General features: G+C 72.1%; 8 protein-coding genes and 1 riboswitch. Of the genes, 5 read left to right on the top strand and 3 right to left on the bottom strand.

All coding sequences use genetic code 11. The features are described from left to right. Window positions 1-124 precede the first annotated feature (124 nt). On the bottom strand, window positions 125-4,405 hold the full coding sequence (locus OHT74_RS09020) for an nSTAND1 domain-containing NTPase (RefSeq protein ID WP_328619965.1): 4,281 nt from the start codon (window positions 4,403-4,405) through the stop codon (window positions 125-127). A gap of 112 nt (window positions 4,406-4,517) precedes the next feature. Further along, complete coding sequence (locus tag OHT74_RS09015) at window positions 4,518-6,740, bottom strand: terpene synthase family protein (RefSeq protein WP_328619964.1); 2,223 nt, start codon at window positions 6,738-6,740, stop codon at window positions 4,518-4,520. 725 nt (window positions 6,741-7,465) lie between these two features. Here OHT74_RS09015 and OHT74_RS09010 point away from each other — a divergent pair. Continuing rightward, on the top strand, window positions 7,466-8,536 hold the full coding sequence (locus tag OHT74_RS09010; protein ID WP_328619963.1) for a cytochrome P450: 1,071 nt from the start codon (window positions 7,466-7,468) through the stop codon (window positions 8,534-8,536). Continuing rightward, window positions 8,529-9,770, top strand: coding sequence for a cytochrome P450 family protein (locus OHT74_RS09005; RefSeq protein ID WP_328619962.1), 1,242 nt, complete (start codon window positions 8,529-8,531; stop codon window positions 9,768-9,770). The genes OHT74_RS09010 and OHT74_RS09005 overlap by 8 nt, the downstream gene beginning before the upstream one ends. An 88-nt stretch (window positions 9,771-9,858) precedes the next feature. Here the strand turns inward: OHT74_RS09005 and cobN are convergent, their stop codons facing one another. After that, complete coding sequence (cobN, locus tag OHT74_RS09000; protein WP_328619961.1) at window positions 9,859-13,467, bottom strand: cobaltochelatase subunit CobN; 3,609 nt, start codon at window positions 13,465-13,467, stop codon at window positions 9,859-9,861. Between the two features lie 33 nt (window positions 13,468-13,500). Further along, a riboswitch (cobalamin riboswitch) is annotated at window positions 13,501-13,639 on the bottom strand. Between the two features lie 194 nt (window positions 13,640-13,833). Here cobN and cobG point away from each other — a divergent pair. From cobG to OHT74_RS08985, 3 genes are read left to right on the top strand one after another with little or no spacing between them, the layout of a single operon-like run. Then, the gene (cobG, locus tag OHT74_RS08995; protein WP_328619960.1) at window positions 13,834-15,135 is read left to right on the top strand and encodes a precorrin-3B synthase; all 1,302 of its coding nucleotides are present in this window, start codon (window positions 13,834-13,836) and stop codon (window positions 15,133-15,135) included. Continuing rightward, window positions 15,132-15,779, top strand: coding sequence for a precorrin-8X methylmutase (locus OHT74_RS08990; protein WP_328619959.1), 648 nt, complete (start codon window positions 15,132-15,134; stop codon window positions 15,777-15,779). The genes cobG and OHT74_RS08990 overlap by 4 nt, the downstream gene beginning before the upstream one ends. After that, a complete protein-coding gene (locus OHT74_RS08985; RefSeq protein ID WP_328619958.1) occupies window positions 15,776-17,293 on the top strand; it encodes a precorrin-2 C(20)-methyltransferase in 1,518 nt (505 codons plus the stop codon). The genes OHT74_RS08990 and OHT74_RS08985 overlap by 4 nt, the downstream gene beginning before the upstream one ends. Window positions 17,294-17,299 lie beyond the last annotated feature (6 nt).

The raw sequence follows: 17,299 nt of genomic DNA, 5'->3' as shown, positions 1-17,299 counted from the left end.
CCCGCCGCCGGGCTGGTCCGCGACACCCGGGCACGGCGGCGGCACGGCGGCACTTGACACGGCGCACAGAGCTCCTGCCGCACACCGCGGACGAGTTCCGGGGGAAAACTCCCTGAGCAGGTCTTCAGGTCGACGGGCATATGGAGCCGACCGAATGGCCCGGCAAGTACGCCGTCCGTTCTCGCGGGGTGAGGTCGCGGTTGACGGCCCGGCAGATCCTCTGGATCGCTGCGGCAGGTCGTGGGAGGACGGCATCCCACAAGCGCGCGGTCTTGTCAGTGCTTCCGGTGGCGAGAGTGCGGCCATCGGGACGGAACGCCACCGAGTTCACGAGGCTGCTATGGCCGTCCATGGTCGTGCGGGTCTTGCCGGAATCCACATCCCATAGACGCACGGTGTTGTCGGTGCTTCCGGTGGCGAGGGTGCTTCCGTCGGGACTGAACGCCACCGAATTCACTTGGGCTGTGTGCCCGATCAAGGTGGTGCGGGTTTTGCCGGTGTCCACATCCCACAGCCGCACCGTCAAGTCGTGGCTGCCGGTGGCAATGGTGTGGCTGTCGGGACTGAACGCCACCGAATTCACCTGGTCGGTATGCCCGTCCACGGTGGTGCGGGTTTTGCCGGTGTCCACATCCCACAGCCGCACCATGTTGTCACGGCTGCCGGTGGCAACGGTGTGGCCGTCGGGACTGAACGCCACCGAAGGCACCTTGCCGGTGTCCCCGGCCAAGGTGGTGCGGATTTTGCCGGTGTCCACATCCCACAGCCGCACGGCGTTGTCGCCGCTGCCGGTGGCAACGGTGTGGCTGTCGTGACCGAATGCCACAGAACTCACCAGGCCGGTGGGTTTGGTCAGGGTGGTGCGGGTGGTGCGGGCGTCCACATCCCACAGTCGCACGGTGTTGTCGCGGCTGCCGGTGGCGAGAGTGCGGCCATCGGGACTGAACGCCACCGAGAGTACCGGGGCGGTGTGACCGGTCAGGATGGCCTGAAGCTTGCGGGTGCCCACGTCCCACAGCCGCACGGTGCTGTCGCCGCTGCCGGTGGCAAGGGTACGTCCGTCCGGACTGAACGCCACCGAGAGCACCGGGGCGGTGTGACCGGACAGGGGGGTGCGGGTTTTGACGGGGACCACGTCCCACAGTCGCACGGTGTTGTCGCGGCTGCCGCTGGCGAGGGTGCGTCCGTCCGGACTGAACGCCACGGAGAACACCTCGTCGGTGTGACCGACCAGAGTGGTGCGGGTGGTGCGGGTGCTCACGTCCCACAGTCGCACGGTGTTGTCGCCGCTGCCGGTGGCGAGGATGCGGCCGTCAGGGCTGAACGCCACCGAATTCGCCAGGCCGGTGTCCCCGACCAGGGTGCGGGTCTTGCCCGTGGCCACGTCCCACAGTCGCACGGTGTTGTCGCTGCTGCCGGTGGCGAGGGTGCGTCCGTCCGGACTGAACGCCACCGAGAACACCTCGCTGGTGTGGCCGGTCAGGGTGGCGCGAAGCTCGCCGCTGTCCCAATTCCACAGCCGCACGGTGTTGTCGCTGCTGCCGGTGGCGAGGGTGCGTCCGTCCGGACTGAACGCCACCGAGAACACCTCGCCGGTGTGACCTTTCAGGGTGGTGCGGGTCTTGCCCGTAGCCAGCTCCCACAGCCGCACGGTGTTGTCGCTGCTGCCGGTGGCGAGGGTGCGTCCGTCCGGACTGAACGCCACCGAGAACACCTCGCTGGTGTGACCTTTCAGGACAGCGTGAGGCTTGCCGGTGTCCGCATCCCATAGCCGCACGGTTTTGTCGCGGCTGCCGGTGGCGAGAGTGCGTCCATCGGGACTGAACGCCACGGAGAGCACTTCGCCGGCGTGACCAGCCAGGGTCACACGAGACCTGCCGGTTGCCACATCCCACAGCTGCACGGTTTTGTCGCTGCTGCCGGTGGCGAGAGTGCGTCCGTCCGGACTGAACGCCACCGAGAAGACCGGGGCGGTGTGCCGCCCGGACAAGCGCGGATGTACCGGGAGGGCTGCGGCGATCTGCAGGCTTTCCATGGATTCGGCGGTGGGGCTGGTGCGGTACGCCTGGACGGCCAGCAGTGAGGCGAGTTCGGGGTTTGCGTGCATGAGTCTTGAGGACTGGGCGGACAGCTGTCGGGACAGAGCCGCCTGCCGTTCGGTGACAGCTGCTTGCCGTTCCCTGACAGCTGTCCGCCACTGCCACAGGGCGCCGCCCGCTGCGAGGAGGGCGAGTACCAGCAGGCCGGCCAGGACCGTGTTGAGGCGTCTGCTCCGCCGGATGACGGCCTGTTGGCGGTCCTTGCTCGCGGCGAGGAAGGCTGCAATGCCTCCCGGGAGACGGCGTTTCTGTGACCAATCGAGGCCTTCCGCCAGCGCTGTGCCCCCGAGGAGGTCACCCGGGTCGGCTTTGTCGGCCCAGCGGTCGCGCTGTTCTCGGGTGTGGTCGAACCATTCCTGGAAACGGTGGTCCTGGCCGACCCACTCCCGCAGTGTGCCCCAGTCGCGGATGAGTGCGTCATGGATCAGCTCGGCCACCGGCTGCCCGGGAGGGGCGTCAGGGCGCCGGGGGTCGCGGAGCGTCTGGGTGGTGATGATGCGATGGCGGGTGAGGGCGGCGATGACGTCGTCGACGGCCTTGTCGCTTGCAGTTCCACCGTCGAGGCTCGCTGCCAGGTCGCGCAGTTCGTCGAGCGGGACCTGGGCACGGGTGGCGGGAATGTCGTGGCTCGGGTCGGCCGGGCGCACGAGGGAGGTCAGGATCCGCTGCGCGATGGGCCGGTGACCGGCGGGCAGCCGCTCGAGGGCCGTGTCGCACCAGGTCGTCAGGCTTCCGGTGACCGCTCCGATGCGCCGGTACTCGTCGTGGGTGAGGTATCCGTCCTGGCGTCGCTGCCACAGCTGGCTGAGGGTCAGCTCGAGCAGGGGCAGTACCGTGGCGGGCACGTGGTGGGCCACCGCTCCCTCGCGGGTCGTGGCGAGGACGTCGGTGATTATCTGCTCGGGCAGCCCCGGCTGCAAGCGGAGCCCCACGTCCAGGGCGGGCAGGGTGATGATGTCGTGCAAGTCCTGCCGGCTCAGCGTGCCCGGAACGTTGAGGAGTCCGGGTGTCGCGGCTTCCAGGAGCTGGGGAGCCAGGGCAGCCAAACGGGGGTAGAAGTCGTCGCGCATGATCAGGACGACGCTGAGCTCGCTGTACGCATGGACCTCCGCGGTGATCTGGTCCACGACGGCCAAGCCCCGCTCCTGCCGTTCACCGTCGGCCGGCTGGGTGAGGAGCTCTTCGAACTGGTCGATGACCAGCACGACACGCTGAGCCCCGGGTTCGGACGCCAGTCGGCGGGTCACGGCCGCGGCGAGTCCGGCGGTGGCGGCCCCGGGCAGCCCGGCGCGTTCGAGTTCGGCCGGCAGGTCCTGCCTCGGGCGGGCGATGACGGGCAGCCAGCGGTCGCTGCCCGGCAGCTCGCCCGCGGCCAGCGCACGCAGGACACCGGCCTGGATCAGTGAGGATTTTCCTGAGCCGGAGGGGCCGAGCAGCAGCGTCAGCCGTCGGTGCCGGGACAGGCTGTCCAGTACCTGCCGTACCGCGTCCTTCCGGCCTTCGAACCACCGGGCATGCTCCGCCGTGAACGGCTCCAGCCCCCGGTAGGGACACACCTCCTGCTCGGCCAGCGCCGGCCAGACCTCCCGCAGGACCTGTGTCGGGGTGGCATAGGCGATGCCCAGCCCCCTCCCGTGCTCGTCCGGGGCCGTGATCTCGGTGAGCATGCCGATGACCAGGCCGGTCACCTCGTCGAGGACCGGCCCGCCACTGAACCCTGTGGTCAGGTCGTTGGCACGGGTCAACTGCAGGTGTACGCCCCTGCCCTCGACGGCCGACAGCAGACCGCCGGCCTTGCCGTAGCCCCAGTGGCCGCCCGGCGGGGCCTGGGCGGGGAACCCGTACGAGCACACGTCGTGGCCCCGGCAGCCCGCCGCCGAGCCCAGCGGCAGCGCCTCCACACCCGCCGGGGTGGTGCTCAGGCGTACGACGGCCACGTCCTCGTCCTCAGGGGCCCGCCACGCCTCGTCCAGGACCAACCCCTCGACGCGGGGCGCACCCGCCGCGTGGGGGAAAGCCAGCCGTACGCTCTCGCCGGGCCCACCGCCCACGCCCTGGACGACATGTGCACACGTGACGACGATGTCTTCGGCCACCAGGAAGCCCGCCCCGGCCACCGCCCCATGGTCGCCGAGGATCTGGACCACGGCAGGGGGCAGTCCTCGGGCGCGGTCGCTGTCGGGCCCGGGCTCCCCGTCGGCGCTGACCACCGCCATGGCTACACCTCCGCATATGGTGCCGCTCCGCTGCCGGCGGGCCTGCATCGGGGTCTTGGCCAGCGTCGTCGACTCCAACGCCTGCCGCATCCCGGAATGGGCCGGGCGAGGGAGCGAGCCCGACCGGCGGATCCGGCCTCCGGGCGGCGGGGCGGCGGGGGTGGCGGTAGTGGCGAGCGGCCGCCCCGCCGCCGGGGCGGGATCAGGCGGGCAGGGAGATGCGGGCCGCCGACATGCCGAAGGAGGAGCTCCAGGCTCCGGGGGCCAGCCCGGTGGGCTTCGGGTACAGGTCCTCGTCGCGGTAACGGCGTACGCTCTGGTGCCAGTTGAGGACGGCGACCATCCAGTCCTCCAGCTCCCGCACGTACGCGTCGAGCGAGGCGCGCGCCTGCCGGTCGAGGCCGTGGTCCTCGTACAGCACCGGCAGCTGGTGGTCCCGGATGTGCTCGAACTCCCGGGTGCGCTGCTCCAGCAGGTCGGCGACGATCGCGAACGCCTGCGGGTAGTCGATGTCGAAGAAGTTCTGGGTGACGAGGACATGGTTGTGGACCTCGCCCTCGACCTCGATCTCCTTCTGGTACGAGTGGAGGTCGTTGACGATGCACCCGACGTCCGCCGCCGCGCTCTCCAGCGAGCGCATCACGCCGTCCCGGTAGACCTCGGGCGGGACGCCGTCGCCCTCGTGGCCGAACTTGGCCAGGAACATCGTCAGGTACGAGCCGAACGTGAAGCGGCGCATCTCGGCGTAGTCGACCGGGTCGGGAATCCGGTTCACGACGGCGTTGCCGATCTCCCAGACCCAGCTGTCCAGCATCCCGATCACGTGCCCGCGGAACTCCGCGCGCATCGCAGCGCTCATCCCGGCGACGGTGCGGGCCCACAGGTCCTTCAGGCTCAGCTCCATGGCGGTGACCGGCTCCGGGGCCTCGGCCGGGTCGACCGGGATCATGGAGATCAGCCGGTCGGTCGCAGCCCGGGCCGCGCCGGGTGACTTCGAGCCGCCGAAGACCTTGGGGTAGTAGTCGTCCGCGTACGTGCCCCAGGCCAGCCACTGCGCGCTCAGGCTCAGCGCCTCGGGCGTGGCGTCGGGGTCGATGCCCGCCGAGCACAGCGCGAAGTCCATGCCGACGAGCTTGGCCTCGTCCCAGATGTCGGAGCCGGGGTCGCCGGGCTGCGGATGCAGCAGGCCCATCTCCCGGCACCAGACCACCAGTTCCCGGCGCGCCCGGTCCAGGTGCGGACTGAGGGTGAGCGGGAACGGCATGTGGAACTCGGGCAGCAGCGAAGGGCCCACCTTCTGGAACGGCACGTGTGTGAAGCTGCGTCGGCGCATGTCCATGGCGCGGGGGGTGAACACCGAGCGCAGGTCGAGGGAGGCGGCTCCGGGCCCGCTGGGCATGAAGGGCAGGGTGAGCGGGGCCGCCGCCCCTGCCCTGGCCTCCTCGTTCATGTAGCGGCTGGAGACCATGTGCCATTCGTGGCCGCCGGACTGCCAGTCCTGCAGGCCCTTCGCGTACGCGAGTACGGACGCCTGCTCGACGGGGTCGAGTCCGTGCCGGGCGGCGAGCGCGGGGACCTCGGCGAGGGCCGTGTGCTCGAACTGCTGGAGCCGCGAGGTCAGCAGGTCGTTCGACAGGTCGGCGGCCTCCTGGGTGGTGCACTTCAGGAAGGTCTCCAGGACCAGGACGGCGTTGGAGAGTTCGCCCTCCTGCTCCACCTCGCGCTGGTAGGAGAAGATGTCGTTGCGGAGGTGCACCGCGTCGGAGAACGCGTCGCGCAGCACCTCGAGCGGGCGCGCGTGCGCCACCCGGGTCGGCACCTCGGCGGACACGTACTCGATCAGCCCCGCGGACCAGGGGGCGCCGCCGACCTTGCGGCGCATCTCGATGTACTCGAGCGGGTTGGCCACCCGGCCGATGTTGATGTTGTGGAGCTCCCACATCGACTCGTTGAGGAGGTTCCTCGTCGACTCGGAGAATCGTTCCCGCCAGTCCATCGACATCGCGGGCACCGTCCGCGACCACAGGTCCCTGAGGCCCGCCTCGACCGGGTTCGCGGGCTCGGGGAACCCGTCGGCGAGGTCCATCGGCATGAATGCGGCCAGCCCGTCGAGGTACTCCTTGGCGCCCTCGCGGTCCTGGGTGCGCTTGTAGACCTCCAGGAAGTGGTCGTCGAAGAAGAACACCCACACGTACCAGTCGGTGACCAGGTCCAGTGCGTCGCCGCCGCAGTCGGGGTGCGTGTACGAGCACAGCAGCGCGTAGTCGTGCGAGTCCAGGTCCTTCTGCGTCCAGACGCCGGACCCCTCCAGCATCCCGAAGTCGCGGGCCCACTGCCGGGTGTGCGTTCTCGCGGCCTCCAGGTGCGGGTTCTGTCGTGCCGGATAGGGCACGTAGAAGTCCGGCAGTCGAAACGGCTGTGTCACGGCGGGATGGACCTTTCCGTCCGAGGGCGCGGGGCCCTTGCCTGCGGCCCCCCGCACGAGATCAGCAGTGCCCTACCCCGGTTGCCGCCGGGACAAGGGAGAGTTCACCGCTTCAGGTGACGCACGAGCCGTTCCGGGGCGCAGGCGCCTGGCGGGATATATGGCACCCGTGCCGCGAGGGCCCGCGGCCGGCCCGCCGGGTGCCGGGTCGAACGCCGTATGACCGTCCACGGTTCGCGCTCACCCACATGTGCAGGCAATAAGCCAAATCCGAGAGGTTCCGGTATTCGTGCTGTCACGCGGCGTTCGATTTCATTCGAAGGCGTGGAGGAAGTCCTTCCGGGTATCGGATTCGGTCAGCGCCAAGGCGGAACCATTGACTACTTCCGTCACTTGCGTGTCTACTCGCTGCAACGGCCACGCAACACGGCGGGTGTACCTCCCGTGCATATCAACTGCCGTGCCCGGTCGGACCATTGATGTGCGCAAGCACACGTGAAATAGGGGAAAGACATGAAGAAGACGATTCTCGCCGCCCTGCGCAGCGCCCCGATCTGCCGGGACCTTTCGTTCGTCAAGAAGAGCGAGCCGAGCCTGAAGCAGAGCGCCTGGTACTTCTGGTACTAAGCCGGAAATACCAGCACCGGGCCCGTACCCGGCAGGGCCGACCCCGGCCCTTCCGGCCCCGCCGTGTACGGGCCTTCGGCATTCCCCGGAGCCCTCATATGCCAGCCACACCCCTGGCGCGTGCGCACACGCGCCGCGCCACCGTATTCGCCCCGCGACTCCAGGCACTCATCGACGATCATCTGGGAAAGGATCTCGTCCGGCTGGAGCCGGACACCATCGGAATTGCCGGAGCGGAACTCTCCGACAGAATTCTCGCCGCGCGAAAGGCCACCGAGACCGAGCGGCCGACATTCAAACCCCTGCACGGCCGGTCCATTTCCAAGACCGAGGCCTCTTCCGTGATGCGCACCATCGGAAAGGACGTGCGCAAAGCCCTTGAGCGCCCGATACCGCAGGACACGGATCTGTCGGGGCCGTGGCCCCTCACCGGCCACCACTTCCTCCGCGATCTGATCCTGCGCGACGACCCCGCGCGGCTGCGGATCCTGATGTCCCGGACGCTGGAGATCGACCCGAAGCTGACCTGGTCCACGATCGTCGCCGGAGCCGCGCTCCCGCGCAGGCCCCGGCCCGGCCCGCACCTGACGCACATCGGCAGCCTGTTCGCCGAGGCCGGGGGATACCACGACCGCCGGTACGCCATGGGCATGTACCGGCGCGCGGCCGCTCCCGTCTGCTTCACCGTCTCCACCCTCGTCGCGAACGCCCTGTGGCTCGGCTCCCCGTTCGACGACGGCGACTCGAACCGGAACATCCTCTACGAGGCGATGCGGCTGCTGCCGCCCTCCTGGAACCTGCTGCGCAACCGCAGCCCCGAGTACCCCGCCCTCGACTCCCGCATCGGGCCCGGGGACGACGTACTGGTGCTGCCGCTGCTCACCCACCGCGACCCCGCCCTGTGGGACGCGCCGCAGGAGTTCCGGCCCGCCCGGTGGGACGTCCTCGACCCGGACACCACCCCCGGATACATGCCGTTCGGCCACGCGAGCGAGCGCTGCTGGGGGCGGCACATGGTCATGCCGCTGGCGGAACTCCTGCTCGACCACATCCGCCGGACCGGACTCGTCGTGGCCCCCGGCCAGCGCACCGCCGACGTGCCCCTCGTCGGCCTCCTCGGGGTGAAGACCGTCCACGTCGGCCACAAGAACCGGGTGCACCATGCGTGACCGCAAGACCCACGACCGCCAGGGCCGTGACCGCAACAACGCCGAGATCCTGGCCGACGACTGGCAGGACCGCGCCCACGAGATCTATCGGAGCCGGCGGCAGGACGGCGGCATCCGGTACCTGCGCTACCCCGGCCCCGGAGCGGTCGAGGGCTGGGTCGTCACCGGCCACGCGGAGGCGAAGGCCCTCCTGGCCGACCCGCGGCTGTCGAAGAACCAGGCCGCCCAGCGGTTCGGCCGGCACATCGGGCTCACCGAGGGGCCCGGAGCGGCGATGTTCTCGCACATGCTCAACGCCGACCCGCCCGACCACACCCGGCTGCGCAAGCTCGTCCAGAAGGCGTTCACCGCCCGCCGCACCGCAAGCCTGCGGCCCATGGTCGAACAGCTCGTCGGCGGGCTGCTCGACGCCCTGGAGGGGAAGGCCGAGGCGGAGCTGATCTCGGAGTTCGCCCTCCCGCTGCCGGTTGCGGTCGCCTTCGAGCTGTTCGGCGCCTCCGACGCGGACCACGAGATCCTCCGGATACGGGGCAACAGCCTCGGCGGCGGCCAGGACGACGGCGAGGTCTCCGTCTTCACGGCGGAGAGCATGCTCGGCTACCTGCGCGCCCTCATCGCCCTCAAGCGCGAGAACCCGGACGACGACGGGCTGCTGTCCGCCCTGCTCACCGCCCGGGACGAGGACGGCGACGCCCTCACCGAGGACGAGATCACCTCCATGGCCTTCCTCCTCTTCGTCGCCGGCCACCAGACCACGGTCAACCTCGTCGCCAACGCCGTCCACGCCCTGCTCACCCACCCCGACCAGCTCGCCGCCCTGCGCGCCGGCCCGGAGCTGGTGCACGGCGCGGTCGAGGAGGTCCTGCGCTACGAGTCCCCGTCCGGCCTCGCGTCGTTCCGCTACGCCACCGAGCGCATCAAGGTGGGCGGAGTGACCATCCGGAAGGGCGAGTTCGTCCAGATCTCGCTGCTCGGCGCCGACCGGGACCCGGCCGTGTTCGCCGACCCCGACCGGTTCGACATCGGCCGGACCGACGCGGGCCGCCACCTCGCCTTCGGCCACGGCATCCACCACTGCCTCGGGGCGCCGCTCGCCCGCCTGCAGGGCGAGATCGCCCTCACCCGGATCCTCGAGCGCTTCCCCCGCCTGCGGCTGCACGAGACGCACGAGGCGCGGTGGCAGTCCAACCCCCGCCACCGCGGGCTCCTCAGCCTGCCCGTACGGCTGAGCTGAGCCGCCCGGGAGCCGGAACGCAAAGAGCCGGACCGGCCTTCCCACCCGTACGCGGTGAGGAGGCCGGTCCGGCTCCGTGCGGTGCGGACTACTCCGAGTCGCCTTCCAGGTTGCCCTCCGTGTCCAGGTAGACCTGGCGGAGGGATTCGAGGATCTGGGGGTCCGGCTTCTCCCACATGCCGCGGGACTCGGCCTCCAGGAGGCGTTCCGCGATGCCGTGCAGGGCCCAGGGGTTGGCCTCCTCCAGGAAGGCGCGGTTCGTCGGGTCCAGCACGTAGGTTTCCGTGAGCTTGTCGTACATCCAGTCCGCGACCACGCCCGTCGTGGCGTCGTAGCCGAAGAGGTAGTCCACCGTCGCCGCCAGCTCGAAGGCGCCCTTGTAGCCGTGGCGGCGCATCGCCTCGATCCACTTGGGGTTGACCACGCGGGCGCGGAAGACGCGGGACGTCTCCTCGACCAGGGTGCGGGTCTTGACCGTCTCCGGGCGGGTGGAGTCGCCGATGTACGCCTCCGGCGCCGTGCCGCGCAGGGCGCGGACCGTGGCCACCATGCCGCCGTGGTACTGGAAGTAGTCGTCCGAGTCGGCGATGTCGTGCTCGCGGGTGTCCGTGTTCTTCGCGGCCACCGTGATCCGCTTGTACGCGGTCTCCATCTCGGCGCGGGCCGGGCGGCCCTCCAGGCCGCGGCCGTACGCGTAGCCGCCCCACACCGTGTAGACCTCCGCGAGGTCGGCGTCCGTACGCCAGTCGCGGGAGTCGATCAGCTGGAGGATGCCGGCGCCGTACGTGCCCGGGCGCGAGCCGAAGATACGGGTCGTCGCGCGCCGCTCGTCACCGTGCTCGGCCAGGTCCGCCTGGGCGTGGGCCCGGATGTAGTTCTCCGAGGCGGGCTCGTCCAGGGACGCCGCCAGCCGTACCGCGTCGTCCAGCAGGCCGATCACGTGCGGGAACGCGTCCCGGAAGAAGCCCGAGATGCGCAGCGTGACGTCGATGCGCGGGCGGCCCAGCTCCTCGAGCGGGATCGGCTCCAGGCCGGTGACGCGGCGAGAGGCCTCGTCCCAGACCGGGCGGATGCCCAGCAGGGCCAGCGCCTCGGCGACGTCGTCGCCCGAGGTGCGCATCGCGCTCGTGCCCCACAGGGACAGGCCTACGGAGGCCGGCCACTCGCCGTTGTCCGTGCGGTAGCGGGTGAGGAGGGAGTCGGCCAGGGCCTGGCCCGTCTCCCACGCGAGGCGGGACGGGACGGCCTTCGGGTCGACGGAGTAGAAGTTCCGGCCCGTGGGGAGGACGTTCACCAGGCCTCGGAGGGGGGAACCCGAGGGACCCGCCGGGACGAAGGAGCCGTCCAGCGCGCTCACCACGTGCGCGATCTCGTCGGTCGTGCCGGCCAGCCGCGGGACGACCTCCCGGGCCGCGAAGTCCAGTACGGCCGTCACGTCCGCCGCGTACCCGGCGGCGACCGAAGCCACCGCCTCCGGGGCCCAGTGCGCGTCCTCCATCGCCTGCACCAGCGCGCGGGCCGCCGCCTCCGCCTCGTCGGCGGTCGTACGGGTGGCCGCGGACTCGTCCAGGCCGAGCGCCTCGCGCAGGCCGGGCAGGGCCGTGGTGCCGCCCCAGATCTGACGGGCGCGCAGGATCGCGAGGACCAGATTGACCCGGGCCTCGCCGGTCGGGGCGCCGCCCAGGACGTGCAGGCCGTCCCGGATCTGGGCGTCCTTGACCTCGCACAGCCAGCCGTCGACGTGCAGCAGGAAGTCGTCGAAGCCCTCGTCGTCCGGGCGCTCCTCCAGACCCAGGTCGTGGTGGAGCTTCGCGGCCTGGATCAGGGTCCAGATCTGGGCGCGGATGGCCGGCAGCTTGGCCGGGTCCATCGCCGAGATCTGCGCGTACTCGTCCAGGTGCTGCTCCAGGCGCGCGATGTCGCCGTACGACTCCGCGCGCGCCATCGGCGGCACCAGGTGGTCGACCAGGGTGGCGTGCACGCGGCGCTTGGCCTGCGTGCCCTCGCCCGGGTCGTTCACCAGGAAGGGGTAGATGAGCGGCAGGTCGCCGAGCGCGGCGTCGGGCGCGCAGGCCGCCGACAGGCCGGCGTTCTTGCCCGGCAGCCACTCCAGGTTGCCGTGCTTGCCCAGGTGGATCATCGCGTCGGCGCCGAAGCCGCCGTCCTCGGCGCGCGCCTGGATCCAGCGGTAGGCGGCCAGGTAGTGGTGCGAGGGCGGCAGGTCCGGGTCGTGGTAGATCGCGATCGGGTTCTCGCCGAAACCGCGCGGCGGCTGGATCAGGATGAGCAGGTTCCCGCGGCGCAGCGCCGCGAGCACGATGTCGCCCTCCGGGTTCGCGGAGCGGTCCACGAACATGTTGCCCGGAGCCTCGCCCCAGTGCTCCTCGACGCTTTCGCGCAGCTCGGCGGGGAGCTCGGCGAACCACCGCTTGTAGTCGGCGGCCGGGATCCGGACCGGGTTGCGGGCCAGCTGCTCCTCGGTCAGCCAGTCCTGGTCGTGGCCGCCGGCCTCGATCAGGGCGCGGATCAGCTCGTCGCCGTCGCCGGAGACCAGGCCCGGGATCTCCTCGACCGGGCCGAAGTCGTAGCCGCCCGCGATGAGGGTGCGCAGCAGTTCCACGGCGCTGGCCGGGGTGTCGAGGCCGACCGCGTTGCCGATGCGGGAGTGCTTGGTGGGGTACGCGGAGAGGACGAGCGCGAGCTTCTTGTCGCGCCGCTCGATGTGCCGGAGGCGGGCGTGCCGGACGGCGATGCCGGCGACGCGGGAGGCGCGCTCGGGGTCGGCCACGTACGCGGGCAGGCCGTCCTCGTCGAGCTCCTTGAAGGAGAACGGGACGGTGATCAGACGGCCGTCGAACTCGGGCACGGCGACCTGCGTCGCGGCGTCGAGCGGGGACAGGCCCTCGTCGTTCGCCTCCCAGGCGCTGCGCGAGCCGGTCAGGCACAGGGCCTGCAGGATCGGGACGCCGAGCGCGGCCAGCGCGCCCGCGTCCCACGACTCGTCGTCGCCGCCCGCCGAGGCGGTGGCGGGCTTGGTGCCGCCGGCCGCGAGGACGGTGGTGACGACCGCGTCCGCCGACTCCAGCGCGGCGATCAGGTCCGGCTCCGGAGTGCGCAGGGAGGACACGTAGAGGGGGAGGGCCTGGGCGTCCTGGGCCTCGATCGCATCGCACAGGGCGTGCACGAAGGCGGTGTTGCCGCTCATCTGGTGGGCGCGGTAGTACAGCACGGCGATGCGCGGACCCTCGGTGGTCCCGGGCGTGCGCTCCAGCGGGCCCCAGGTCGGCGCGGCGGCCGGCGGCTCGAAGCCGTGGCCGGTGAGCAGCACGGTGTCGGAGAGGAACCGGGCCAGCTGGTCCAGGTTGGCGGGGCCGCCGTGGGCGAGGTAGCCGTGCGCCTCGGCCGCGATGCCGATCGGGACCGTGGAGGCCTCCATCAGCTGAGCGTCCGGGGCCTGTTCGCCGGTCAGGACCACCACCGGGCGGGTCTGGGCCGGCGCCAGGAGCAGGTCGAGGCCGTCCTGCCAGGCGCGCAGGCCGCCGAGGAGGCGTACGACGACCAGGTCGACGCCGTCGAGCAGCCCGGGCAGGTCGTCGAGGGGAAGGCGGGACGGGTTCGCGAACCGGTACGGCACGGGGCCGTCCGCGGCGCGGGCGCTGAGCAGATCGGTGTCGGACGTCGACAGCAGCAGGATCATGCGGCGGCAGGCCTTCCTCGGGGTTTCCGCGCCCCGGGCAGTGAGGACAGCGGGAGTTCCTGACTCACCCGGCGGATTGCTCTGCAGGGTTCACAGTGGCGGGACCGCGCCGGATTCGCACCGGGCTTCCTCCCGGCGGGCCATGTGGCTCCGCCGCTGGTCATCTTAGGTGGCGATCTCCCTGACCGGGAGTGGGGGTGGCCCGCGCCCGGGCGCCCGGCCGGCGGACCCGCCCCCGCCCCCCGACCCCCCGCGCGCCCCCCGCTCCGCGGAGCGCCGAGCCCGCCCGCGCACCACCGCTGCGCGGAGGGGTGGGTGGTGACGGCCACAGGTCGGGGCGGGGGAATCGTGGGTATGCTCGCCGCCATGCCGCCCCAGCCCCCTTCCGCCGCATCGCGGGACGAACCCGTCATACGCGACCGCGGTGACGCCTGCCCCGGTGCGCTGCGGCTGCACGCCGCGGACGACGGGTTCCTGGCCCGGGTCCGGGTACCCGGCGGGATGCTCGACGCGGACGCGGCCTCGCTGCTGGCCGATGCAGCGGACCGGCTCGGCGACGGGCACATCGACCTCACCTCCCGCGGCAACGCGCAACTGCGCGGCCTCGGGGCGAGCTGCGGCGGCGAACTGCAGTCCGTGCTCGTCCGCGCCGGCCTGCTGCCCGCGCCCACGCACGAGCGCGTCCGCAACATCGTCGCCTCGCCGCTGACCGGCCTCGACCGGCGCGGCCTGCCCGACGTGGCGCCCTGGGTCGCGGAGCTGGACCGGCTGCTGTGCGCGAGCGCGCCCGCGGCCGGGCTGTCCGGCCGCTTCCTGTTCGCCCTCGACGACGGCCGCGGCGACGTCACCTCCCTTGCCGCGGACGTGAACCTGGTCGCCCGGGACGCCGACCGGGCCCTGCTGTGGACGGCCGACCCGGCCGACGCCCTGCTCGTGGCAGCGGCCGACGCGCCCCGGGCCGCCCTCGTGGCGGCCGCATACTTCCTCGACGCCGTCCGGGAAGCCGGCACCCGAGCCTGGCGGGTTGCCGAGCTGCCCGCCGAACAGGCCCTGGGTTCCGGTGAGTTGGGTGTGCGGCTGGCCGCCGCCGGGATCGAGGCCGCCCTCGTACGGGAAGACGCCCGGCGCTCCCCGGCCCCCGAGCCCGGCATCGTCGAAGGCCCCCACGGCACCGCCGCGCTCAGCGTCCTCGCACCGCTGGGCCGCCTGACCACCGCGCAGTGGCGCCTGCTGGCCGGCCTCACGGGCCGCATCCGCCTGACCCCCTGGCGCGGCATCGTCGTCCCCGGCCTGCCCGCCCGCGCCGCCGCACAAGAGCTGGCCACCCTCGCCGAGGCCGGGCTGGTCACCGCCCCCGACGACCCCTGGCGGTCCGTCACCACCTGTACCGGACGCCCCGGTTGCGCCAAATCCCTCGCGGACGTACGCGCCGACGCGCGCGCCGCCGTCACCCGTGCGACCGGCCCCCTGCCCGTGCACTGGTCCGGGTGCGAACGCCGGTGCGGGCACCCCCGCGGCACCGCGTGGGTGGACGTGGTCGCCACCCCCACGGGCTACGACCTCTCCGCGGCCGGCCGCACCCCGCGCCGCGGCCTCCAGACCTCCGAACTTCCCGCGGCCCTAGCGGACGCACGCCGCACCACCTCCCACGACGCAGCGAAGAAATGAGCGAGTACACAGTGTTCGAGTACGAGAAGGACGGCGCGGCGATCTACCGCCAGTCCTTTGCCACGATCCGCGCCGAGGCGGACCTCTCCGGGCTGCCCGCCTCCGTCGCCCAGGTCGCGGTACGCATGATTCACGCCTGCGGAATGACCGACCTGCCCCAGGACCTCGGCTACACCCCCGACGTCGTGCTGCGCGCGCGTGCCGCCCTGACCGCCGGCGCGCCGATCCTCTGCGACGTGCAGATGGTCGCCAGCGGGGTCACCCGCAAGCGGCTGCCCGCCGACAACGAGGTGATCTGCACCCTCTCCGACCCGGCCGTGCCCGCCCTCGCCGCGAAGATGGGCACCACGCGCAGCGCCGCCGCCCTCGAAGTCTGGCGCGACCGCGGCCTGCTGGGGGGCTCCGTGATCGCCGTCGGCAACGCGCCGACCGCGCTGTTCCGGCTGCTCGAGATGATTGAGGAGGGCGCCGCGCGCCCCGCCGCCGTCATCGGCGTCCCGGTCGGCTTCATCGGCGCCGCCGAGTCCAAGGACGCGCTCGCCGCCCACGCCTCCGGCCTCGACCACCTGATCGTGCGCGGCCGGCGCGGCGGCAGCGCCATCGCGGCCGCCGCCGTCAACGCGATCGCGAGCGAGGAAGAATGAGCAGCGCAGCCGGCACCGCAGCCCGCACCGGAAAGCTGTACGGCGTCGGGCTCGGCCCCGGCGACCCCTCCCTGATGACCCTCCGGGCCGTCCAGGTCATCGCCGAGGCCGATGTCGTCGCGTACCACAGCGCACGCCACGGCCGCTCGATCGCCCGCTCGATCGCCGCCGAGCACCTGCGCGCGGACCACGTCGAGGAGCCGCTGGTCTACCCGGTCACCACCGAGACCACCGACCACCCCGGCGGCTACCAGGGGGCGATGGAGGAGTTCTACGAGGAGTCCGCCGCCCGGCTGGCCGCGCACCTGGAGGCCGGCCGGACCGTCGCCGTGCTCGCCGAGGGAGACCCGCTCTTCTACGGCTCGTACATGCACATGCACAAGCGGCTCGCCCACCGCTACGAGGCCGAGGTGATCCCCGGGGTGACCTCGGTGAGCGCCGCCGCCGCCCGGCTCGGCACCCCGCTCGTCGAGGGCGAGGAGGTGCTGACGATCCTGCCCGGCACCCTGCCGGAGGAGGAGCTCACCGCCCGCCTCGCCGCCACGGACTCCGCGGTCGTGATGAAGCTCGGCCGCACCTTCCCCGCCGTGCGCCGGGCCATGGAGGGCAGCGGGCGGCTGGCGGAGGCCCGGTACGTCGAGCGCGCCACCATGGCGGGCGAGCGGACCGGCGTCCTCGCCGACACCGACCCCGACAGCGTCCCGTACTTCGCCGTCGCCGTCGTGCCCAGCCGCATCGGCAACCCCGGCAGCGTGCCGTCCGGGCCCGGCGAGGTCGCCGTCGTCGGCACCGGACCGGCCGGGCCGCTCTGGCTCACCCCCGAGACCCGGCGGGCGCTGGCCGACGCCGAGGTGCTCGTCGGGTACACCACGTACCTGGACCGCGTACCCGTCAAGCCGGGCCAGATCCGGCACGGCTCCGACAACAAGGTCGAGTCGGAGCGCGCCGAGTTCGCGCTCGACCTCGCCCGCCGCGGCAAGCGGGTCGTCGTGGTCTCCGGCGGCGACCCGGGCGTCTTCGCCATGGCCACCGCCGTCCTGGAGGTCGCGGGGCAGCCGGAGTACAAGGACGTGCCCGTACGGGTCCTGCCGGGGGTGACCGCCGCCAACGCGGCAGCCGCCGCGGCCGGGGCACCGCTCGGCCACGACTACGCCACGATCTCCCTGTCGGACCGGCTCAAGCCGTGGGAGGTCATCGCGGAGCGGCTGCGCGCCGCCGCCGCAGCCGACTTGGTGCTCGCCCTGTACAACCCGGGCTCACGCAGCCGGACCTGGCAGGTCGCCCAGGCCAAGGCGCTGCTGCTGGAGCTGCGTTCGCCGCAGACCCCGGTCGTGGTCGCGCGGGACGTGGGCGGTCCGCAGCAGTCGGTCCGCATCCTCGCGCTCGGTGAACTGGAGCCGTCCGAGGTGGACATGCGCACGATCCTGCTGATCGGCTCCTCGCAGACCCAGGTCACGGAGCGGCCGGACGGCTCCCGGGTGACGTGGACCCCGCGCCGCTACCCGGAGGCCTGACCGGCA

The organism is Streptomyces sp. NBC_00354 (genome assembly GCF_036106915.1).
Lineage (GTDB): Bacteria > Actinomycetota > Actinomycetes > Streptomycetales > Streptomycetaceae > Streptomyces.
This window is presented reverse-complemented; position numbering and strand designations above follow the sequence as displayed.